Annotated in this window: 19 protein-coding genes; 10 read left to right on the top strand and 9 right to left on the bottom strand. The window is 57.8% G+C overall.

Translation table 11 applies throughout. From position 1 onward, the window contains the following. Window positions 1-552 precede the first annotated feature (552 nt). From VOI23_RS16345 to VOI23_RS16325, 5 genes are all read right to left on the bottom strand, one after another. A complete protein-coding gene (locus VOI23_RS16345) occupies window positions 553-2,178 on the bottom strand; it encodes an ABC transporter ATP-binding protein (protein WP_323786037.1) in 1,626 nt (541 codons plus the stop codon). Next, on the bottom strand, window positions 2,175-3,014 hold the full coding sequence (locus VOI23_RS16340) for an ABC transporter permease (protein WP_323786036.1): 840 nt from the start codon (window positions 3,012-3,014) through the stop codon (window positions 2,175-2,177). Before VOI23_RS16340 ends, VOI23_RS16345 begins: the two co-directional genes overlap by 4 nt. A gap of 10 nt (window positions 3,015-3,024) precedes the next feature. Then, entirely contained in the window at window positions 3,025-4,002 is a 978-nt protein-coding gene (locus tag VOI23_RS16335; RefSeq protein WP_323786034.1) for an ABC transporter permease, read from the bottom strand. A gap of 116 nt (window positions 4,003-4,118) precedes the next feature. After that, window positions 4,119-5,663, bottom strand: a complete 1,545-nt coding sequence (locus VOI23_RS16330) for an ABC transporter substrate-binding protein (RefSeq protein WP_323786033.1) — start codon at window positions 5,661-5,663, stop codon at window positions 4,119-4,121. Window positions 5,664-5,752: 89 nt separating this feature from the next. After that, window positions 5,753-6,634 carry a class II aldolase/adducin family protein gene (locus VOI23_RS16325; RefSeq protein ID WP_323786032.1) on the bottom strand — a complete coding sequence of 294 codons (882 nt, stop codon included), beginning with the start codon at window positions 6,632-6,634 and terminating at the stop codon, window positions 5,753-5,755. 137 nt (window positions 6,635-6,771) lie between these two features. Between VOI23_RS16325 and VOI23_RS16320 the strand changes: the two genes are divergently transcribed. From VOI23_RS16320 to VOI23_RS16310, 3 genes are read left to right on the top strand one after another with little or no spacing between them, the layout of a single operon-like run. Next, window positions 6,772-7,488, top strand: a complete 717-nt coding sequence (locus VOI23_RS16320; RefSeq protein WP_323786031.1) for a GntR family transcriptional regulator — start codon at window positions 6,772-6,774, stop codon at window positions 7,486-7,488. Further along, window positions 7,485-8,513, top strand: coding sequence for a histone deacetylase family protein (locus VOI23_RS16315; protein ID WP_323786029.1), 1,029 nt, complete (start codon window positions 7,485-7,487; stop codon window positions 8,511-8,513). Before VOI23_RS16320 ends, VOI23_RS16315 begins: the two co-directional genes overlap by 4 nt. A 48-nt stretch (window positions 8,514-8,561) precedes the next feature. Further along, window positions 8,562-9,920: an aspartate aminotransferase family protein gene (locus VOI23_RS16310; protein ID WP_323786028.1), complete on the top strand. Its 1,359-nt coding sequence runs from the start codon at window positions 8,562-8,564 to the stop codon at window positions 9,918-9,920. A gap of 192 nt (window positions 9,921-10,112) precedes the next feature. Here VOI23_RS16310 and VOI23_RS16305 read toward each other — a convergent pair whose 3' ends face one another. Next, a complete protein-coding gene (locus tag VOI23_RS16305) occupies window positions 10,113-11,273 on the bottom strand; it encodes an NADH:flavin oxidoreductase/NADH oxidase (protein WP_323786027.1) in 1,161 nt (386 codons plus the stop codon). A gap of 193 nt (window positions 11,274-11,466) precedes the next feature. Here VOI23_RS16305 and VOI23_RS16300 point away from each other — a divergent pair, with 193 nt between their 5' ends. Together VOI23_RS16300 and VOI23_RS16295 are read left to right on the top strand one after the other, a co-directional pair. Then, entirely contained in the window at window positions 11,467-12,366 is a 900-nt protein-coding gene (locus VOI23_RS16300; RefSeq protein WP_323786025.1) for a LysR family transcriptional regulator, read from the top strand. 421 nt (window positions 12,367-12,787) lie between these two features. Continuing rightward, the gene (locus VOI23_RS16295; protein WP_323786075.1) at window positions 12,788-14,071 is read left to right on the top strand and encodes an acyl-CoA dehydrogenase family protein; all 1,284 of its coding nucleotides are present in this window, start codon (window positions 12,788-12,790) and stop codon (window positions 14,069-14,071) included. Between the two features lie 262 nt (window positions 14,072-14,333). Here VOI23_RS16295 and VOI23_RS16290 read toward each other — a convergent pair whose 3' ends face one another. From VOI23_RS16290 to VOI23_RS16280, 3 genes are all read right to left on the bottom strand, one after another. Continuing rightward, window positions 14,334-14,729, bottom strand: a complete 396-nt coding sequence (locus VOI23_RS16290; RefSeq protein WP_323786023.1) for a GFA family protein — start codon at window positions 14,727-14,729, stop codon at window positions 14,334-14,336. Beyond that, the gene (locus VOI23_RS16285) at window positions 14,726-15,313 is read right to left on the bottom strand and encodes a hypothetical protein (protein ID WP_323786022.1); all 588 of its coding nucleotides are present in this window, start codon (window positions 15,311-15,313) and stop codon (window positions 14,726-14,728) included. The genes VOI23_RS16290 and VOI23_RS16285 overlap by 4 nt, the downstream gene beginning before the upstream one ends. A gap of 203 nt (window positions 15,314-15,516) precedes the next feature. Beyond that, on the bottom strand, window positions 15,517-15,945 hold the full coding sequence (locus VOI23_RS16280) for a peptidylprolyl isomerase (RefSeq protein WP_323786020.1): 429 nt from the start codon (window positions 15,943-15,945) through the stop codon (window positions 15,517-15,519). A 233-nt stretch (window positions 15,946-16,178) separates the two neighbouring features. Here VOI23_RS16280 and VOI23_RS16275 point away from each other — a divergent pair, with 233 nt between their 5' ends. The 5 genes from VOI23_RS16275 to pcaD all read left to right on the top strand — a co-directional run bounded on the left by VOI23_RS16275 (window position 16,179) and on the right by pcaD (window position 20,975). Beyond that, the gene (locus tag VOI23_RS16275; protein WP_323786018.1) at window positions 16,179-16,865 is read left to right on the top strand and encodes a haloacid dehalogenase type II; all 687 of its coding nucleotides are present in this window, start codon (window positions 16,179-16,181) and stop codon (window positions 16,863-16,865) included. Beyond that, window positions 16,865-17,698, top strand: a complete 834-nt coding sequence (locus VOI23_RS16270) for an alpha/beta hydrolase (RefSeq protein ID WP_323786017.1) — start codon at window positions 16,865-16,867, stop codon at window positions 17,696-17,698. The genes VOI23_RS16275 and VOI23_RS16270 overlap by 1 nt, the downstream gene beginning before the upstream one ends. 4 nt (window positions 17,699-17,702) lie before the next feature. Then, window positions 17,703-18,674, top strand: coding sequence for a threonine/serine dehydratase (locus VOI23_RS16265; protein ID WP_323786016.1), 972 nt, complete (start codon window positions 17,703-17,705; stop codon window positions 18,672-18,674). 205 nt (window positions 18,675-18,879) lie between these two features. Continuing rightward, entirely contained in the window at window positions 18,880-20,082 is a 1,203-nt protein-coding gene (locus tag VOI23_RS16260; protein ID WP_323786015.1) for an endonuclease/exonuclease/phosphatase family protein, read from the top strand. Between the two features lie 104 nt (window positions 20,083-20,186). Next, window positions 20,187-20,975 carry a 3-oxoadipate enol-lactonase gene (gene pcaD / locus VOI23_RS16255; protein ID WP_323786014.1) on the top strand — a complete coding sequence of 263 codons (789 nt, stop codon included), beginning with the start codon at window positions 20,187-20,189 and terminating at the stop codon, window positions 20,973-20,975. The last annotated feature ends 6 nt before the right edge of the window (window positions 20,976-20,981 follow it).

Genomic DNA, 20,981 nt, shown 5'->3' with positions numbered 1-20,981 from the left:
ATTTTACAAATGAAGCTTCGTGCCTAATGCTGCACTTGTTGGGGCGGAGCAACATGAGTGGTCGGGGGTGCGGTCTATGAATGACTGCTTTTTCTTACCGGATCTTCAGGGCTGCTGCAGCCGATGGCGCTTGCACCTCATTCCAGCACTTTGAACCGGTTGGTGTCAGAAAACGCTATGCCGCGTACTTGGACTTTCAGGCATAAAAGGTGCATTTCGACATTCCCTGCTTTCGGCGCAGTTTAGCGCGCAGCGCCCCTACACCATGCTTGGTCAGGATGTTGATGATCTGATTTCGCTGTATCTCGTTTGCACCATTCTGCATCCTCAAGTTGATTCGAGCTCGAATTCCAATGGGAAGAAAATTTCCGGGGCGGAACACCTTCACCGCTAAGTACGGTACAAACAGAGTGATAAACCCAGTAAAAAGCCCGCCTCCCGGTGGGCCTTTTCGTGGTCGTGTTTGGCGCGCAAGGCGCGACAACAACAAGCGCGGTGCAACGCGGCCCGAGTTCTTCGTGTCTGCTTGCCTGTAAATCGACCAAGCAGCGCTTATAAACTCAGCGGTGCCTTGGCGAGATCCCAACCGCCCCCGGGGACGGCGGCAAGCAGGCGTTGGGTATAGTCGTTCTGCGGGTTCAGGAATACGTCTGACACTGGCCCGATTTCGACGAGATTGCCCTTCTGCATGACCGCGATACGGTCGCAAAGCTGGGCTGCAACGCGCAGATCATGAGTTATAAAGAGGATCGACAGGTTCAGCTGGCTGCGCAACTCGCGGAGCAAGTCCAGAACCTGTGCCTGGATCGACACGTCGAGGGCCGAAACGGCTTCATCCGCGATGATCAAGTCCGGGTCCATCGCGAGTGCGCGGGCGATACCGATACGCTGCCGTTGCCCACCAGAGAATTCATGCGGGAACCGATCCACGGCGTCCGAGCCGAGGCCGACGATTTCCATCAGCTCGCGCGCGCGGGACCGGGCCTGCTCCTTGGCGACACCCTTGGCGATCGGGCCGTCTGTCAGCGCGCGCAGAATCTTGTGTCGCGGGTTGAGCGAGGCATAGGGATCTTGGAACACCATTTGCACTTTGTATCGTGCGCGGCGCAGCTCGGATTCGCTCAACGCGGCCATGTCGATGCCGCCGACGAGGATTTGACCGCTGTCCGGCGTGACAAGCCGCACCACCGCCCGGCCCAGCGTGGATTTCCCCGAGCCGGATTCACCGACCAGCCCCAAGACTTCGCCCTTGGCGATGGACAGAGAAATATTATCGATGGCACACACTTCGCGGTGTGGCTTCATGAACCCGCCACCGGTGCGAAAAACCTTGTTGAGCGCTTTTACTTCTAGCGCCGGAGAGTTCTGAACCTCGGCATTTTGCGGGACCAGACCTGATGGGATCGCAGCCAAAAGGTGCTTGGTATAGTCGTGTTGCGGGTTTTTCAGTACCGCGTCGGCGGTGCCCCGTTCAACGATTTTTCCGTATCGCATGACAAGCACCTTGTCGGCGATCTCGGCCACGACGCCAAAATCATGGGTGATGAATATCACTGCCATGTCACGTTTTTTCCGCAGGTCGAGGATCAGCTTGAGGATTTGCGCCTGCGTTGTCACATCGAGCGCCGTTGTCGGTTCGTCGGCGATCAAAATTTGCGGTTCCAAAGCCAGAGCCATTGCGATCATCGCCCGCTGACGTTGCCCTCCGGAAAGCTGGAACGGGTAGGCGCGGATGATTTTTTCCGGGTCGGGTAAGTCGACTTCGCGCACCAGATCCAGCGCCCTTTTGCGCCGTTCCGATGGGGTGTGCCGTTTATGCGCCTCGAACACTTCGCTGATCTGGTCACCAATGCGCATAAGCGGATTGAGCGCAGTCATAGGTTCTTGAAAAATCATTGCGATCTTGGCGCCGCGCAGGTTTTGGCTTTCCGCTTCGGATTGGCGCAGGATGTCCTTGCCTTCGAAAACTGCGCGGCCCGCACCGACGCTCACGCCTTCAGGCAACAGACCCATGAGGGCGTTTGCCGTCATTGATTTACCCGAGCCGCTTTCGCCGACGACGCAAAGGATTTCACCCTTGTCGAGCGTGTAGCTGCAATCGTCCACGGCGAATTGCCGGTCCGCCCCGTCGGGCAGCTTGATGCTGAGATGCTCGATCGAGAGAACTGGATTGGTCATGTGCGACCCTTCCTTGACAGATGGGGATTCAAGGCGTCGTTCAGTCCTTCACCGATTAGGTTCAACGCCAGCACGGTTAGTACGATGGCGAGACCCGGAAAGAAGCTGAGCCACCAGGCCGAACGGATCACGGTACGTGCCGCGCCAATCTGATATCCCCAAGACATGATGTTGGGATCGCCAAGACCGAGGAAAGATAGCGAGCTTTCAAGCAGGATCGCAGTTGCAACCATGAGCGAGGCCATGACGATGATCGGTGAAACGGTGTTGGGCAGAACCTGACCCACAAGGATACGCAGGTTCGAAAGACCGGCCAGACGGGCGGCATCGACATATTCGCGCTTTGACACCGACATGACCTCGGCCCGCACGAGGCGCGCTACGGGGGGCCAACTGACGATGGCAATCGACAGTGTGATTGATGTCAGGGAAGGTTCGAGAATGGCCACCAGAACAATAGCCAGAGCAAAGTTCGGGATGGTTTGAAAGAACTCGGTAAAGCGCATTGCGCCTTCATCCAGCCAACCACCATAAAACCCCGCCGCTGCACCAAGGGGCACACCGATCAACAGGGCCATGACGGTCGAAATCAACCCGACCAATAACGAGACCTGCGCGCCATAAACAAGGCCCGCAGCCACGTTTCGCCCCAGCGTATCGGTGCCAAGCGGCAGCCCATCCACGGTATAGGGGGCGAGAAAGGGGCGTTGCACCATTGGCCAGGGGCCACGTGGGTAAAGCATCGGCGCAATCAGCGCGATGACGATAACTGCCAGCAGCAGCACCAGCCCGAGGACAGCGCCGCGATTCCTGGCAAAGCGTTTCCAGAAGCTCATGTCAGTCTCCTCAGGCCGAATGACGAATGCGTGGATCGATCAGGCGATAGACGATGTCGGTCACGATGTTGAACAGGATCACCATTGCGGCCGAAACCAAAAACACGCCTAGGATGGTGTTATAGTCCCGCGCCGCGAGGCTTTCGAACATCAGTCGCCCAATACCCGGCCATGCGAACACCGTTTCGGTCAGAACCGCGCCGCCAATAAGCTGTCCCGCCTGCAAACCGGCCAGTGTAACCACGGGCAAAAGCGCGTTGCGCAGAATATGGCGGCGACGGATCACTGCCGGGGAAAGGCCCTTTGCCCGCGCGGTCTTAACGAAATCCTGTTGCGCGACTTCCAGCATCGAGGCCCGTGTCATGCGCATATAGACCGCCATGAAAAACAGTCCCAGCGTCAGCGCCGGCAGGACCAGATGAGCCAGAATATCGCCGACGCGCTGGAACCCCGAATAATCTGCGCCAACGGTTTCGTAGCCAAATCCGGGCAGCCATCCAAGCTGTACCGAAAACACCAACACTGCCATCAGCGCCGCCCAGTATAGCGGAGTCGCATAGAAAATCAGGGCGAAGCCGGTCAATAGACTGTCGGCAAGCTTGCCCACGCGCGCCGAAGCCGCCACGCCCAGCATGATCCCGCATGTCAGTGATATCCCGAACGCCGACATGGTCAGGATGAGAGTGGCGGGCAACCGGTCAAGGATGAGTTCCAGCACGGGGGCACCTTGACGGAAGGAGTAACCGAGATCGAGCGTCAGCACGTTTCTGACATAAGTCCAGAGCTGGATGTAAAAGGGTTGGTCCAGTCCGAACTGGGCTCGCAGATCCGCGATCATCTGTTCATCTGCGGCACCTGCTTCACCTGCCAGCACCGCAGCAGGGTCGCCAGGCGCGGCGTGAATCAGAAAGAAGTTCAGAACCGCGATGGCAAGCAGCGTCAGAACAGCCTTTATCAAGCGTCCTAGAACAGCTCCGGCAATGTTCATTGGTCGTCCTTTGTCGGGAAGGCGGAAAGGAATGGCCAGGGGCACATTGTCCGCCGTGGCCGTATGGAGGAAGCACTGATCGGTACGGGGCGGGAATTCCCGCCCCGTACCTTCGATTACTCTTCGATCCAGGCGTCGCGCAGACCGTTGTTGAGCCCGACACCGGTGGTGATCAGGTTCTTAACGTTGCAGCGATAGATCGTCGGGAACTCGATTTCGAGCAACCATGCAACGGGTACATCTTCGACAATCTCCTTCTGGATTTCGGCGTAGAGCGCGGCCCGTTTTGCCAGATCGGGTTCAATCGCGGCGGCTTCCCATTTCTTGTCGAGCTCGGGGTTTTCATACCCTTCGACGTTGTTCCACGGGCTGCCTTTCTTGATCTGGCTCACGGTATAATTACGCGACACACCCAAGGCCGGATCGCCATACTGGTAGAGATAGGTGAAGGCCATATCGTAATCCCAATTGGCCGTCTTCTCGTTCCAGCCGGCAACATCGGCGGATTCGATGTCGACCACGATGCCGACTTCGCCAAGGTTCTGCTTGACCGCTTCAGCCCAGCGTTGCCAGGTTTCACCATAGGGCAGGGGCAGCAGGCGGACCGGTGTCCCGTCATAGCCCATGTCTGCCAGCAGCGCCTTGGCTTTTTCCGGGTCATGCGGGTACATCGGCACATCGTCGGAATAGAAGTTGGTCTTGGTCGAAACCGGACCCGTGGGCACGGTTCCAAAGCCGTTCCAGACCACGTCTTTTACGAATTCACGATCCAGCGCGAACATCACAGCTTGGCGGAACCGCTTGTCAGCGGTGGGGCCTTCGCGGTTGTTCAGCCACATCCAGGCGTGCGGTGCGAAGAATTCCCAGCCAGCCGAGGTCGAGCAGACATTGTCCATTTCGGTCAGGCGCTTCACGTCCCAGTTTTCGACGGCGCCACCGGGTAACACGTCGACTTCACCGGTTTCAAAGGCCACCGCGCGCGCGGCGGCGTCGGGAACCACGCGATAGTACACCTCATCCAGATGCGGCAGGCCATCGAGATAATAGTCATCGTTCTTGACCAGATGGATATAGCTGCCCTTGACCCATTCCTTGAACTTGAACGGACCGGTCCCGATCGGCGTCGCGTTCATCGGGTTGGTGGCGTAATCAGTGCCTTCATAAATGTGTTTGGGCACGATCGGCATCGAGCCGGTCTCGAAAGCGTTGATGAAAGGCCCGTAGGGTTCCTTCATATGGATGATCACGGTCAGATCGTCGGGTGTTTCGATGCCTTCCACATGGCTGAACGATGCGCGGAAACGTGCATGGCTGTCCTTGAGGAATTCGGTGGTGAACAGAACATCAGCCGAGGTGAAGGGTTCTCCATCATGCCATGTCACGCCTTCGTTCAGGTGGAACGTGTAGGTCATGCCATCTTCGGAGATTTCCCAGCTCTTGGCGAGCGAAGGCTGCGGTTCAAGATCAGAGTTATAGCGCAGCAGGCCTTCGTAAATCTGACCGGCAACCATCTGTGTCGGACCGTTTTGCACCAGCCCCAGCATCAGCCCGGGTGGTTCAGGCTGGACGACCACGTCCAGACGACCACCATCGGTCTGAGCCGATACGCTTTGAGCAAAGGCGGCTGCAACCAGAAAAGTTGTGAGCTTAAAGAACTTCATTTTTTCATCCCTGTTAATTTGGTTTTGGTGATGAGGTGTCCATGTTTGCATGGACTTTTTTTGTTCTTGGCCGCGGTCAGGCCGTGGTCTCAATCGGCATAGCCGGGCATTTTTTTGTCGAGAAGTCGCAGCATGGCCATCCATTCCGGATCATTGCCGGAACTGATGACTTTGTCATATCCGCTGGCATATTGTCCGGCGGTATGTGCGGCGACGTTGTCTGACAGCGGCGTGGGCGTCAATCCCATCGACAGTGCTGCGACCTGGGCCTTGCATGACCGTTCGAGATTCAGAGCCAGCCGAACGGCTTCGGCAATGGTGCGGCCACAGACCAGCACGCCGTGATTGCGCAGAATCATCACGTTCTTGTCGCCAAGGTCTGCAACGATGCGGGTGCGTTCGTCCAGATCGAGCGCAATCCCTTCGTAGTCATGATAGGCGATGGCATCGTGGAATTGGACAGCCCATTGATTCAGCGGCAGTAGGCCTTCCTTGACCGAACTGACGGCGACGCCCGCTACGGTATGGGTGTGCAAGACGCAAGCTGCGTCATGACGGGCCATGTGAACCGCAGAATGGATCGTAAATCCAGCGGCATTCACCCCCGCGCCATAGGGGTCATCCAGAATATTGCCCAATTCGTCGATGGTCACGAGGGTCGAGGCCGTAACTTCGTCAAAGCGCAGTCCAAACGGGTTCAGCAAGAAACGTTTTTGACCGTCCGGACCATCGGCCAGCCGGGCAGAAATGTGAGTATAGATGCTGTCATCCATCCCCATCAGCGCGATCATTCTGTAAGCGGCGGCCAGATCGTGGCGCAGCGAGGCTTCGTCTGGTGCGGCGGGGAATGTTGCCCTGACGGATTGCCCCTCCGCGGTTTGGTTTTTCGACGTGTGGACCATGTTCGGGTGGTCCGGCATCTCGCTGTTTCGAACCGACTGCTGGGGTCGGTTTGCTGTAATATCTGTCATTTTTTACCCAGTTTACTTGGTTGATGACAGCAAAAGGGCGTTGACCTGAGGAGTCAAGTAAATAGTCGACAATCGACAAATGATCAGATAGTCAAAAAGAGAAATGCGCTAAATATTGAGCCGATAAGGGGCGGTGTATGGGCAAGGGTGACGATGGTTTGCAGGATCAGGGTGGGGGCTTTTTACCACTGACGCGGGATGGGTTGGTTGATCAGGTGGCGAAGTCGCTGGCCGAAGCGATCCTGACGGGGCGGCTTTCCCCTGGTGACCGGCTGGCCGAATCAACCATCGCCCGACAGATGGACCTGAGCCGCGCGCCGGTGCGTGAAGCGTTGCGGCTGTTGGAAAGCTCCGGTCTTGTCGACTATAAGACAAATCGAGGTTTTTTTGTGCATTCCGTGTCCGCGGCGACGATGGACAACCTGTATGAGCTGCGGATCGTGATTGAATCCGCCGCCATCGCCCGGCTGGTTGAAACCAATGCCGAAGCTGCGCTTCCCGGTCTCAAGGCTCAGTTGAGAGAGCTCTATCGTTTGGCAGATAAGGCTACCGACATGATCACGCATGTGAATGCCGATCTTCAGTTTCACCGCCTGATATGCGAGGGGTCGGGGAACCCGCGCTATTTGCAGGTCTTCGACCAGATTGCGAATGAAACCAAACTGGGGCTTATGGTGATCGGACGTCTGTATGACGACCCCCATAAGATGGCGGAGACCCATGAACCCATCTTGGCCGCGATCGAGGCGCGCGATAGTGCTGCAGCTATAGCCGCTATTGACTATCATATCGGCGTTGCGCGTGAGGCGGTGACCAAATTGTTTGAAACGGATGAAGAAAGCTCTGACAGATGAAGTGTTATTATGCGGCCGCTACCGAATTGCATGACCCGGTGTTTCGACTCTCTGCCGGTGTGGTTGCACAGAACGCCGAACAGGCAGAGCGTGCGCATCTGCTTCTGGCGGGGCTGGCGAAGCTTGGCTACGTCACCGAGGAACCTTCGGCAGGTATCCCGCGAGAGATTCTCGAAAAGGTTCATACCGAAAATTTCCTTAAATTCATGGAAACGGCGTGGACCGAATGGCAGACACTGCCGGCTGCAGGCAAGGAAGTGATCCCCAACGTTCATGCGCTGAACGCGGTCAAAACTTATCCAGCTCATATTCTGGGAAAGGCAGGGTGGCATCTTGGCGATACCTCGGCCCCGATCGGCGAACATAGCTGGGTAGCGGCATTGGCCGGGGCCGCCACGGCTTATGCCGCCGCGCAGGCCGTGTTGCAGGGCGCTGATGCCGCCTATGGCCTGTGCCGACCACCGGGGCATCACAGTTCGGCCGATGTCGCGGCCGGGCATTGCATCGTGAATAACACCGCGATCGCTGTGGAAACGCTGCGAACAAAATATGGCAAGGTCGCTGTGCTGGATATCGACGTGCATCATGGGAACGGGACCCAGGACATCTTTTTTGAGCGTGACGACGTGTTGACGATCTCGATTCACGCCACGCCGGAAAGCTATTATCCTTTCTTTGTCGGTTATGAGCATGAAACCGGGGCCGGTGCGGGCGAAGGGTTTAACGTCAATATGCCTCTGGCGCGCTCGACCTCGGACGACGGATGGTGTGACGCGATCGCGGCCGCCCTTGACCGGATCGCGGAATTCGCGCCAGATGCGCTTGTCGTCGCCCTTGGGCTGGATGCGCACGAAAATGACCCGCTCAAGGGGCTGGAAGTGACGTTCGACGGATTTACCCGGGCTGGCAGCATGATTGCCGCGGCGGACCTGCCAACAGTTCTGATCCAAGAGGGGGGATACCTCTCGCCTGATCTGAGCATGTCACTTACTGCATTTCTTTCGGGCTATACCGGAAGAACCTAACGCTTACGAACACGGCGCAAATTGCCCACCGAGAAACCGGAGAACCTGATGACTACACGTTCAAATTCGCTGCAAGAAACCGACATCGCCCATCAATTGCACCCCTACACAAATGCCCGTGTGCACGAAAAGCAGGGTCCGATGATCATCACCAAAGGTGACGGTTGCTATGTCTATGACAGCGAGGGTAAAAAATACCTCGAAGGGCTTGCCGGGCTGTGGTCGGTTGGCGTCGGGTTTTCCCAGCCGCGTCTCGTCGAGGCGGCGGCCAAGCAAATGGCCGAGCTGCCCTATTATCAGAACTTTGCCCATAAGGCGCACGCACCGGGCATCCTGTTGTCCGAAAAGCTGGTGGAAATCACGCCGGAACATTTGACCAAGGTCTTCTATACCAACTCGGGTTCCGAGGCGAACGACACCGTGGTGAAGTTCGTTTGGTTCATGAACAACATGCTGGGTCGTCCGGAAAAGAAAAAGTTTCTGTCGCGTAACAAAGCCTATCACGGCATCACTGTCGCCTCTGGCTCGTTGACCGGCCTGCCTGGCAACCAGAAAGGCTTCGATCTGCCCGCGATCCCGGTCGTTCACCTGACCTGCCCGCATTACTATCGCTGGGCCGAAGAAGGTGAGACCGAGGCGGAGTTCACCGCGCGCCTGCTGAGAGAGGCCGAAGAAACGATCCTTGCCGAAGGTCCTGAAACCATTGCCGCCTTTATTGGCGAACCGGTGATGGGCGCGGGCGGCGTGATGACCCCGCCCGAAGGTTACTGGCCGGGCATCGAAGCATTGTGCCGCAAATATGATATCCTGCTTGTCTCGGACGAGGTGATCAACGGGTTCGGCCGCACCGGCAAACCCTTTGGCTGCGAACGCTACGGTTTCAAGCCCGACATTCTGGTGACATCGAAACAGTTGACGTCGTCCTACATGCCCTTGGCGGCGATCCTGATGTCAGACGAGGTTTATCAGGTGATCGCTGATTACACCGAACAGTTGGGCACTTTGGGTCATGGCTTCACTGCCGGGGGCAATCCGGTGGCTTGTGCCGTCGCTTTGGAAAACATCAAGATCATCGAAGAAGAGGATCTGATGGGCAACGTGGTGCGTCTTGAGGACAAGTTTCAATCGGGATTGCGCAAGTTTTCGGATCATCCGATGGTGGGTGAGGTGCGCGGTGTCGGCTTGATCGCCGGGATCGAGCTGGTGGCCGACAAGGCAACCAAGAAAAGCTATGAACCCGCAGGATATCTCGCTGCGACGGCTGCGAAACTCGCCGCAGAGCAGGGGCTGATCGTGCGCAATATCTATGAAACGATTGGCCTGTGCCCGCCGATGATCATTGATGACGCTCAGATTGACGAGCTCTTGGAAAAACTGGGTGCTGCGCTTGAACGTCTGCCGGCCTGATTTGCGGCACAGCGATCACTGATCCTGATGAGGGTTGGATAACGCTACCGGTGGGGACCATTTCGGGAAAAAACCGGTTTGGTCCCAGTCAGATCACCAAGCTTGGCCCGCCATTCGGAAATGGCGGGCCAATTATGTCTGGCGATTAGAGCGGGGCCCGGAACCGGCCCGCCGAAGCCGAGACCAATGGGGTCAGGAGTCGTCGTCGCCCTTGGGCACATAGAATTCAGATGTCTTTTGCCGGCCTGCCAGCCACCAACCCGACTGTTCGGGCCAGGTTTCAAACATCGTATCGTGGCCCAGATCACGCGCCGCATGAAGCGCCCAGTTGGGATCGACCAGCGCTTCGCGGCCGATGGCGATCAAATCCGCGCTTCCCTCAGCCAGAATGTTTTCGGCCTGCTGAGGGTGGGTGATAAGCCCGACGGCCATGGTGGTCATGTCAGCATCTTTACGGACCCGTTCCGCATAGCCGACCTGGAAACCCGGCTGGCGTTTCTGACCCTTAGAGGATGTCGCCGATCCTGCGATCCCGCTGGAAGAACAGTCCATAACATCGACCCCGATGCGGTTCAGTTCGCGGGCCAGTACGACGGTATCCTCAAGCGACCAGCCGTCTGGATGCCCGTCGACAGCAGAGGTGCGGAAAAACAGCGGTAGGTCGTCGGGCCAGACCGCACGTACCTTTTGCGCAATTTCCAGCGCCAGCCGCATGCGCCCGGACAAATCGCCGCCATATTCGTCGGTCCGCTGATTGGACAGGGGGGATAGGAAACTGTGAACCAGATAGCCATGCGCGCCGTGAATTTCCGCGATCTTATACCCGGCGGCAAGCGCCCGCGCCGTGGCTGAGGCGTAGTCGTCAAGCAACGCGTCGATGTCGGCCTTGGTCATGGCGTGTGGTTCTGGCCAGCCTTCAGCGACAGGCACCGCAGACGGGCCAACCGGTGTCCAGGGCATGTCGCCGCGCGCGATGTCCGCGTCATCCAAAGGACCGTTGCCGAACCATGGGCGCTGCATGCCGCCCTTACGGCCCGCATGTCCCAGTTGGATGGCCGGAATGGCGCCGTTCCGCAATGCGAATTGGGCAATGCGCGCATGACCGGGGATTTGGCTGTCGGTCCACAATCCAGGGCATCCGTGGGTGATCCGGCCCCGTTTCTGTACAGCTGTGGCTTCTGTAAAAATGATTCCGGCCCCACCCATAGCGAAGCGGCCGAGATGCGCCAGATGCCAATCTTCCATATGTCCGTCATGCGCGGAATATTGACACATCGGGGAAATCACGACGCGGTTGCGGGTCGTAACACCGCGCAGCGTCAGTGGCTGAAACAGGTGGGGTTCGGTGGTCATTGTCGATCCTTTGGTTGTTCAGACGCGACGCTATCTTGCGATTCCGCGAGTGGCAATCAATCACCGATACCAATTGTAGATTAGGATCGGGTGGGCGGGGACCAACGGGAAGGCCTTTATGGGTGAGGCACTGGCATCACCCAAATTTACCCGCTAGACAGAATCTATTCATAGGATAAATGGGGCTGGCCCGGTGAAACTGACGCAGATAGACCTAAATCTGTTCGTTGTCTTCGACACCATCTATGCCGAACGCAACCTGACCCGCGCAGCGGACCGGCTGTCGATCACACAGCCTGCAGTTAGCAATGCGCTGGCGCGCCTGCGGACCAATTTCAAGGATCCGTTGTTTATTCGCACCAGTAGCGGCATGCAGCCCACCGCCTTTGCCGAAAGCATTGCCGGTCGGGTCGGGGAAGCGCTTCAATCGCTACAGATCGCGGCTCAGCCAGCGGTGTTTTTCAACCCTGCTGCCAGTGACCGGCGGTTCCAGATCAGCATGTTGGATTTCAACGAGGCAAGCTTTCTGCCGCTGATCGGCAGAGCATTGCAAACAGAAGCGCCCGCGACAACGCTGCACAGTTTCCGGGTGCCACGCGCCGAACTGCGTCATACATTGGAACGCGGACATGTCGATCTGGCGATCGATATCCCGATCAACGATAATGCCGATCTGATCAGCCATACCCTGCGTTCGGAACATTTCGTCTGCGCGGTCCGCAAGGGGCACCCCGCTTTGCAGAAGGACTTTACCCTCGATAGTTATCTGGCTTTGGGCCACGTGCATGTGTCGGGTCGGCCCCGGGGCCGGGGGGCGATTGATATTGCGCTTCGGCGTATGAGACTGAAAAGAAATATTATCTTTCAACTTCAAAGCTATCTGGCGGTCAATACTTTGGTGCAGGATTCTGACCTTGCGGTCACGGTTACCGCGGGGTGGGCACGGGCGCTGAATCTGGAGGTGCTGCCTCTGCCCATCGACCTTGCCCCGATGGAGGTCAGGCTGCACAGGCATGTGCGCTCCAACGGCGACGCTGCGATTGTCTGGCTGTTCGACCTGATCAAAGACTTGCCGATGGTACTGGGCGATTGACATAGTCGGGTTTCGCAACGGGATGGCTGCGGATCAGGGGATTTCAATAAAATTCCAGGCACGGTTTCCACCGGGGTTGTCGTCGCGCAGTATTATAACTGCCGTGAATGGCTCCAATTATCAAAATAAATTTCATAAACGGTGTGACTTGAGGCACTATGACTACGAGGGTCACAATCCGAAGCAGCTCTGGCGCGTCACTATCTTGCGCCGATGTTTCGGTAAACCGATCCGATGGGAGGGAGAGTTGAACGCGATCTTCGGAGAGGACTGCGGCACGCCAAAAAGGTTGGTCCGGAATGGGCCGCGCTGCGCCGGGATCTCAAACGCCAACCCGCAACTGACATAGCCACAAATATATCGGGCGCCAAGGCTGCCGATACTGATACTGGAGCGCTGAATGGTACAAACCGCAGACAACATGAACAACCTGGAAATGTCCGAAAAGGCCCGGCCTTTGCTGGATGCCGTGATCAAGCATATTCAGGAAAACGTCGAACCCATCACCAAGGAATTCTTCGAACTTGGCGAAGGCCGGGCTGATCGCTGGTCTTATGCGCCGGGTCAACTGGAACTGCTGGAAAGCGTCAAGCAAAAGGCTCGCGATGCCGGGCTTTGGAACTTCTTCCTGCCCAACGCTGAAACCGGCGAGGGTCTGTCAAATCTCGATTATGCCTATATCGCTGCCGAGCTGGGCAAGAACCCGCTGGCACCGGAATCGCTGAATTGCTCGGCACCCGATACCGGCAATATGGAAGTGCTGGAACGTGTCGGTACGCCAGAGCAGAAAGAACAGTGGCTCAAGCCGCTGCTGGCTGGTGAAATCCGGTCTGCCTTTGCGATGACCGAACCGAATGTTGCATCTTCCGATGCGCGCAATATCTCCACCAGCGCGGTTTTGAAAAACGGCGAATGGGTGATCAACGGCGAGAAATACTATATTTCCGGCGCCGGCGATCCGCGCTGCAAGATCATGATCGTGATGGCCAAGACGTCGCCTGACGCTGAAACCTTCCGTCAACAGAGCCAAATTCTGGTACCGATGGATACGCCGGGCGTTGAGGTCCTTGGCCCGATGCATGTGTTCGGTCACGACGATGCGCCGCACGGCCATATGCATATTCGCTTCACCGATGTGCGTGTACCCGAGGAAAACATTCTGTGGGGTGAAGGCCGTGGCTTTGAGATCAGCCAGGTTCGCCTGGGGCCGGGCCGGATTCACCACTGCATGCGGTCGATTGGTGCCGCTGAAAGCGCACTGGAAATGTTGATTGCGCGCGGTGTCAGCCGTGAAGCCTTTGGCAAGCGGATCGTCGATCTGGGCAAGAACATGGAAACCATCAGCCGCGCCCGGATCGATATCGAGGCAATGCGCCTGATGGTTCTGAAGGCCGCCAAGGCGATGGACCTGCTGGGCAACAAGGAAGCCCGCATTTGGGTGTCGATGATCAAAGCGATGGTGCCCGAAAAGGCATGCGAAATCATCGACGCGGCAATGCAGGTGCATGGCGCGACGGGTCTGTCGCAATGGACGCCACTGTCGGGCATGTATACCGGCCAGCGCACCCTGCGGTTTGCTGACGGGCCGGACGAGGTGCATCATCAGGTCGTGGCACGCGCCGAGGTCAAAGAATTCGAGGCTTCGAACGAACGTCAGGCATCTGTGCGTGGTAAAATGTTGGGCAACATTTTTGCAGGGCCGTAAGGTCTGCTGGAGTGGTCTGGGAAGCGAAATCACAAAATCGCATCCATAGTCTCGAAGAAGCGGTGAGACCGGCGGTTCGATAGCTGCTTGGCGATAGTCACCGGCTCTACCGGGCGCTGCGCTTTCTTGTCTCGCTGGGCGGGGATTTGTCCCCGCCCGCGCTATGCGTAGCGATCAGATCAAAGCGCGCCATGCCTCACCTCCAAACCGGAGGTGAAGAAAAATACGATGGTCTTGTGAATTCCGTTTGTGGGGTCAGAATCTAGTCGACCACGATCTCACTGCCATGCACCCGCACGACTGACACCGAGACCGGGTCGAACCCGGTCAGGCAGCGGGTGTTGACCGCCCAGCCATAAAACCTCTGCCCCCCTTCTTGGCGTTCCTGCGGCGACGGGGCCGAAGGCCGGCGAAACGGCAAGATACCGCAATGCGGACAGAAATAGTCTTTTGCCGTATGGCTGCCCCATTCATACTGGCGCAAATCGTCCAGACCCGGGCTATGTAAAACCAACGCCGCTTCTGGAACCCGGAAAATCAGCGCTCCGCGCTGATGACAGATCGAACAATCGCAGACCCGAACATGATCAATATCTGCGGTGACCTCAAAGCAAATGAAACCACAATGGCAGCCCCCTTGCCAAACCCGTAGCGTCATTCCAAATCTTTCAATTCACGGCGCGATTTTGCCAGGCCGGCTTGAAAGCGTTCACCATCGCCATAATCCACGAAGCCGGTGTAGTAGTCATGCGGGGCTTCGATCCGGTCGGAATGTTTGATCGGGCACCAATAAGCTTCGGTCCGGCCAGCGATTTCACGGGTATAACCGATTACCCCGTTGCAATATCCGCAATAAATACAGTTCAGCTTTTGCAATCCGTTGAGATAGGCCAGATGTTGACGATCTAACCGTATATGATCGCGGCGCCGCACCTTGGGGATGCCGTAAACCGGGAAACAGATCGCGTGGTAGATGGTCACGAACAGGTCCAGAATGGCAAAGGGCACGATCAACGCATAGATCACCGGCGCGGACAGCACCACCAACGGCCTTGTCCGGGCCAGAAAGCGCAGCAGCGTCACCCGCAATAGCCGGTGCTGCTTGCGCACCTCTTCGTCAAAAACCACGCGCCCGTTTTCCAGCTCATACCGGAACGCGCGGCGACGCTTGGCTAGCTCCACCTCGACCTGTTCCTGCAACTCGCGGATACGCTCAAGAAGGGTTTCGGTTTTGTTGCTCATTTGGGTGCCTCACGTCAGGTTGATTGGCTAGCCTAGCACAGCTTGACTGCAAACCAAGTCTTTCGCCCAACGCCGCGCTGGTTCGTTTCGGATGGAAGCAGGCAAAAAGCAAGGCGCTTACGCGCCTTGCGGAAACGCCTTTACGACGCTTGCAAACGTAACTCGGTTTTCCGATCGAACCCGATGAAGCAGGAATGCCCCGCTCAGGCGATGCTGACCAGTTCGATGGCAAAGGTCAGTGCTTCGCCGGCCAGCGGATGATTGGCGTCCAGCGTCACTGTTTCGTCGGTCACTTCGGCGATGGTGACCGGCAATACCTGACCATCAGCGGTCTGTACCTGCAGCTGGGATCCGACCTCAAGCGGCAGATCAGCGGGAATTTCGGTGCGTGGCACGGCCTGAACGGCCTGTGGATTGGCTTCGCCATAGGCTTGGTCGCAAGGCACTTCGACAACTTTCTTGTCACCGACCTTCATCCCCGGCATCGCCGCGTCGAGTCCCGGAATGATCTGCCCGGCATCAACCTGGAATTCCAGCGGTTCCCGACCTTCTGAACTGTCGAAAACCGATCCATCTGCCAAAGTGCCGGTATAGTGAATACGAACGGTGTCTCCCGTTTTAACCTGAGTCATTGAATGTCCTGTGATGTGGGGGGATTGGAAAATGAGGCCGCCGTATCTGGTCAGGCGGGTGCTCTGGATGATGGAGCAAGCCTAACCGCAGCCGAACGCGATTGCAAATCTGCCCGGATCGCGTCCAGTAGTTGATCAGACCGGTCCTGAACTGCAAACGTACTACTACGTAAAACTCCGATCTTTCGCTGACGTGTCAGAAGTGCAAACGTTGCAGAAGGGAGGAAATCTTCATGAAGATTACAACGTGCGTATTCGACGCCTACGGAACTTTGTTCGACGTCGCTGCCGCCGCACGGCAGGCTGCCGCCGGGCCGGGAGGTGACAAATTGGCTGAAACCTGGCCCAAACTGGCCGAATACTGGCGCCTAAAGCAGTTGCAGTACAGCTGGATGCGTGCCCTGACCGGCAATCACACCGATTTCTGGCAAGTCACCCAAGATGGCCTCGACTGGGCATTGGAAGCCTGCGGATTGCAAGGCGATACCGACCTGCGCGAACGACTGCTGGCTCTGTATTGGCAATTGCAGGCATATCCGGAAGTACCGAAGATGCTAGCCGATCTGAAAGCAGCCGGACTGAATACCGCGATCCTGTCGAACGGGTCGCCGGACATGCTTCAGGGTGCGGTAGACAGCGCCGGGATTGGCGATCTGCTCGACGATGTGCTGTCAGTTGAAAGCGTTGGCATCTTCAAACCCGCCCCAGCGGTCTATGAACTTGTCGGCCAACGCTTTGGCTGCAGCAATGAACAGGCGTTGTTCGTGTCCTCAAACGGCTGGGATGCGGCGGCGGCGGGCGGCTATGGCTTTGTCACCGCTTGGGTGAATCGCGCCGGTGACCCGATGGATCGACTGCATTCCACCCCCGACCATGTCTTGACAGATTTGACCCAGATCCCCGATTTAGCGAGGTCCTGATGCCCCGATTTACCACCTCTGACGGCCTGTCCCTGCATTACGAAGACCAAGGGCAGGGCATGCCGGTTTTGTGCCTGTCGGGACTGACCCGAAACGCACGCGATTTCGATTTTGTCGCGCCGCAACTGGCTGGATACCGGATGATCCGGCTCGATTATCGTGGTCGCGGCCAATCGGACTGGGCTGAAGATTATCTCAGCTACAACGTCCCGCGTGAATCCAAGGATGCGCTGGAATTGCTCGATCACCTCGGCATCGACAAGACCGCGATCCTCGGCACCTCGCGTGGCGGACTGATTTCGATGGGATTGGCAGCGGTTGCCAAGGATCGGTTGCTGGGCATCTGTCTGAACGATATCGGCCCGGTACTGGAAACTGGCGGACTTGATTACATCATGGGCCATCTTGGCCGCCATCCGGATTTCAAGGATTTTGACGAAGCCGCCGCCATGCGCAAAAAGGCGATGGAACCGCTTTTCCCCGGTGTCCCGCTGAACCGCTGGCGCAAGGAGGTCACCCATACCCATGTCGAGACCCCAGAAGGTGTCAGGCTGAACTATGATCCGAAACTGCGCGACGCGGTGATCGAGGCCGGAGCGACCGGTACGGCCGATCTCTGGCCCTATTTCGACGCAATCGCTCCGCTGCCCTGCGCCATTATCCACGGTGCAAATTCCGACCTGCTCAGTTTTGAAACAGTTGCGGAGATGAAGCGGCGCAATCCTGATCTGATCGTTGCCCATGTTCCCGACCGGGCGCATATTCCGTTTCTGGACGAAGCCGAAGCGCAAGTTGCCCTGTCGGATTGGCTGGAAAAACTGAAGCAGGCATAAAGCAATGAATATCGACATGATCGAAGCCGCCGCAGAACGGCTCTCGGGACATGCCCGGCAAACCCCGCTACTGTCGTCGCCGTTTCTCGATGACATTGCCGGGCGCCGGGTTTTCGTGAAACCCGAATGCCTGCAACATACCGGCAGCTTCAAATTTCGTGGCGGCTGGTCTGCGCTGTCGGCGCTTGATCCCGAAACCCGCTCCCGTGGTGTGATCGCCTTTTCCAGCGGCAACCATGCTCAGGGCGTGGCTTATGCCGCTCAACAGCATGGCGTACCGGCGGTGATCGTGATGCCTTCCGACGCCCCAAAGCTGAAAATCGACAACACCCGCGCATTGGGTGCCGAAGTGGTGCTATATGACCGCACGACCGAAGACCGCGACGCGCTCGGGGCAGCATTGGCAGAAGACCGCGGATTGGTCCTGATCAAGCCCTTCGACGACCCGCAGGTGATCGCGGGTCAGGGAACAGCGGGTCTGGAAATCGCGCAACAAGCCTCCGTGTATGGCGTTGAGCAGGCCGAAGTCCTGATCCCTTGCGGCGGCGGCGGGTTGACCTCGGGCGTGGCGCTGGCGCTGGAAAAATACGCGCCCGAAATGGTCGTGCGCCCCTGCGAACCCGAAGGGTTCGACGATGTGAAACGGTCGATTGCCAGCGGCCATATCGAACGCAATCCGCGGCTTTCCGGCTCAATCTGCGACGCGATCATCACGCCGCAGCCGGGCGATCTGACCTTCCCGATCATGCAGCGGCTTTGCGGTAGCGGCATCGCGGTCAGCGACACAGACTGCCTGCGTGCCATGGCATTGGCCTTCTTGCGGTTGAAGATCGTGATCGAACCGGGGGGCGCGGCTGCGTTGGCGGCAGCGCTGTTTCATCGCGACGAAATCGAGGGTGCCACGGTGATCGCGATCGCTTCAGGCGGCAATGTGGACCCGGCCATGTTCATTCAGGCTTTGCAGGATCACGCCTGACACGGCCCGCTATGATCAAGCGTCCGTCCGGCGGCAGACAGCAACCCGGTTTCTTTGTTCGCCCATTGGGAATTGCGATACCTTCAAACAGGCATCCGCCGTCAATTTAGGCGCCCCCGGCTTGATTGCAAAGCTGTTTCGCGGTTGTCTGGGGCCAACGCATCTGCTGCCGCAGACTGCCACCTTTTTGACAGGCCCCATTCCCATGACCCATTTCACCATCGCCAGTTTCAATATCAAAAACCTGATCGGTGCCGAGCAGGAATATTATCAGTTCCAGACCTACACGCAGGAAGAATACGCCTGGAAACTCGACTGGGTCGCTGATCAGGTTCTGACCATGGACGCCGATATCGTCGGGTTTCAGGAAGTGTTCGAGGAAGCCGCCCTGCGCGAGGTGATCGAAGAGGCCGATATCCGGGGTGAGGCCTATAACGCCGCAGTGATCCCCGACGCGTCGAAACGCTATCACAAAAAGGCGATATTCAGAAAATTGGGCTATACGCCTTACCGCGATGCCGCGTTGGCCTTTGCCCCCAACAGCAACGATACCGGCGTGCCGGGGCAACGTCGCCCGGGCGTTGCCATCCTGTCGCGCATGGGCTTTGCCGAAGACCCTGAGATCATTCAGGACCTTGATCACCCTCTCACCATCCCGTTCCGCGAACTGACCGGCGAAGATGCAGGTCACTATACGATTTCCCGCCTATCGCGCCCGATCCTCAAGGTTCGGGTCCCGATCGGAGGTCAGGTGGTCACCGTTTTCTGTTGCCATTTCAAATCGAAACTGGGCGAATATATCAAGCCGCCCGGCGCGCCCTTCGCGCCCGAAGCGGACCTGACCCGCTATGACCCGGCGGGCCGTGCAATGGGCAGCCTGGGCAGCGCGTTGCGCCGCATGGCCGAAGCCTGGGTGCTGCGCCGCGCCATTCTGGCCGAACTGGACATGGGCCGTCCGGTCATCGCGCTTGGCGATTTCAACGACGGCGAACATTCGGTCAGCTCCGAAATCGTCGCGGGTGAAATCCCGTTCATCAACTATGCTTGGATGCTGCGCCACAATGCTCAGCACGAAGCCGACCGCTATTCCCGTGAAGAGGCCAAGCTGATCACCGACGCGGTCGACCGGGTGCGGCTGCATTCGGCGGAAAAGCTGTTCGTGCGCAAATCCATGCGCGACATGGTCTACACGGCGGCCTTCGGCGGTGTCTACGAATCCATCGACCAGATTTTCCTAAGTCGCCATTTCCATCCCGATTACAAGAAACGGATCGGCGAAATGAAATATTTCAGTACCTTCAACGATCACATCACGGACGGATCGCACCCTGAGGCACCCTATAACAAGCTCGCCTCCGACCACGGTCAGATCATGGCGCATATCCGGATGGGGGTTGAGGAGGGTTAAAAGGCGAAAGCCGGGCCAGTTTCATCGCTCGGATGAATCCCCATTTGACCCCGGCCCGATTTTCCCCGACTTTCCCAAAAACCCGACTACCGAAGGACCCAGCCATGCAAATCGCCGATCTCGGAGACATCAAGCTGCACTACCGCGAAGACGGCGATCCCGCGGGCGCTCCGATCGTCTTCGCCAATTCGCTCGGCACCGATTTCCGGCTCTGGGATAAGATCGTACCGCGCTTGCCCGAGGGCCTGCGCATCATCCGCTTCGACAAACGTGGCCACGGGCTTTCCGATTGCCCGCCCGGTCCCTATTCGATGGGTATGCTGGTACGCGATACCGAACGGCTGCTCGACCATCTGGAGATCAAGGATTGCGTCTTCGTCGGCCTGTCCATCGGTGGCATGATCGCACAAGGCTTGGCGGTCAAGCGGCTTGATCTGGTGCGTGCGCTGGTGCTGTCGAACACCGCAGCCAAGATCGGCCAACCCGAAATGTGGCAAGACCGGATCGCCGCGACCCGGCAGAACGGTATCGAAGCACTGGCCGACGCCACTATGGAACGCTGGTTTTCCCGCCCCTTCCGCGAAACCGTCGAATTGAGCGCATGGCGCAATATGATGGTGCGACAGCCGGTCGAGGGCTATATCGGCTGCTGTGCGGCGATTTCGGGCACTGATTTCTACACGCCCACCAGCGGTTTGCGCCTGCCTGCGCTCGGGATCGCCGGATCAGAAGACGGATCGACTCCGCCCGATCTGGTGCGCGAAACGGTAAACCTGATCCCCGGCTCGAAATTCCACCTGATCCGCAAGGCCGGCCATCTGCCCTGTGTCGAACAGCCAGAGGAATACACCGCCGCACTGACCGAATTCCTGCGCGAAATCGGGCACATCTGACTAGGC

This window comes from Thalassovita sp. (genome assembly GCF_034670005.1).
In the GTDB taxonomy this organism is placed as follows: domain Bacteria; phylum Pseudomonadota; class Alphaproteobacteria; order Rhodobacterales; family Rhodobacteraceae; genus Thalassobius.
Note: the sequence above shows the minus strand (reverse complement) of the source record. Positions and strands in the feature narration are given on the sequence as shown.

Excerpts from the sequence above, each read along its gene's own strand:
- VOI23_RS16345 (WP_323786037.1), bottom strand. The coding sequence starts at position 2,178 with ATGACCAATCCAGTTCTCTCGATCGAGCATCTCAGCATCAAGCTGCCC.
- VOI23_RS16340 (WP_323786036.1), bottom strand. The coding sequence starts at position 3,014 with ATGAGCTTCTGGAAACGCTTTGCCAGGAATCGCGGCGCTGTCCTCGGG.
- VOI23_RS16335 (WP_323786034.1), bottom strand. The coding sequence starts at position 4,002 with ATGAACATTGCCGGAGCTGTTCTAGGACGCTTGATAAAGGCTGTTCTG.
- VOI23_RS16330 (WP_323786033.1), bottom strand. The coding sequence starts at position 5,663 with ATGAAGTTCTTTAAGCTCACAACTTTTCTGGTTGCAGCCGCCTTTGCT.
- VOI23_RS16325 (WP_323786032.1), bottom strand. The coding sequence starts at position 6,634 with ATGACAGATATTACAGCAAACCGACCCCAGCAGTCGGTTCGAAACAGC.
- VOI23_RS16320 (WP_323786031.1), top strand. The coding sequence starts at position 6,772 with ATGGGCAAGGGTGACGATGGTTTGCAGGATCAGGGTGGGGGCTTTTTA.
- VOI23_RS16315 (WP_323786029.1), top strand. The coding sequence starts at position 7,485 with ATGAAGTGTTATTATGCGGCCGCTACCGAATTGCATGACCCGGTGTTT.
- VOI23_RS16310 (WP_323786028.1), top strand. The coding sequence starts at position 8,562 with ATGACTACACGTTCAAATTCGCTGCAAGAAACCGACATCGCCCATCAA.
- VOI23_RS16305 (WP_323786027.1), bottom strand. The coding sequence starts at position 11,273 with ATGACCACCGAACCCCACCTGTTTCAGCCACTGACGCTGCGCGGTGTT.
- VOI23_RS16295 (WP_323786075.1), top strand. The coding sequence starts at position 12,788 with ATGAACAACCTGGAAATGTCCGAAAAGGCCCGGCCTTTGCTGGATGCC.
- VOI23_RS16290 (WP_323786023.1), bottom strand. The coding sequence starts at position 14,729 with ATGACGCTACGGGTTTGGCAAGGGGGCTGCCATTGTGGTTTCATTTGC.
- VOI23_RS16285 (WP_323786022.1), bottom strand. The coding sequence starts at position 15,313 with ATGAGCAACAAAACCGAAACCCTTCTTGAGCGTATCCGCGAGTTGCAG.
- VOI23_RS16280 (WP_323786020.1), bottom strand. The coding sequence starts at position 15,945 with ATGACTCAGGTTAAAACGGGAGACACCGTTCGTATTCACTATACCGGC.
- VOI23_RS16275 (WP_323786018.1), top strand. The coding sequence starts at position 16,179 with ATGAAGATTACAACGTGCGTATTCGACGCCTACGGAACTTTGTTCGAC.
- VOI23_RS16270 (WP_323786017.1), top strand. The coding sequence starts at position 16,865 with ATGCCCCGATTTACCACCTCTGACGGCCTGTCCCTGCATTACGAAGAC.
- VOI23_RS16265 (WP_323786016.1), top strand. The coding sequence starts at position 17,703 with ATGAATATCGACATGATCGAAGCCGCCGCAGAACGGCTCTCGGGACAT.
- VOI23_RS16260 (WP_323786015.1), top strand. The coding sequence starts at position 18,880 with ATGACCCATTTCACCATCGCCAGTTTCAATATCAAAAACCTGATCGGT.
- pcaD (WP_323786014.1), top strand. The coding sequence starts at position 20,187 with ATGCAAATCGCCGATCTCGGAGACATCAAGCTGCACTACCGCGAAGAC.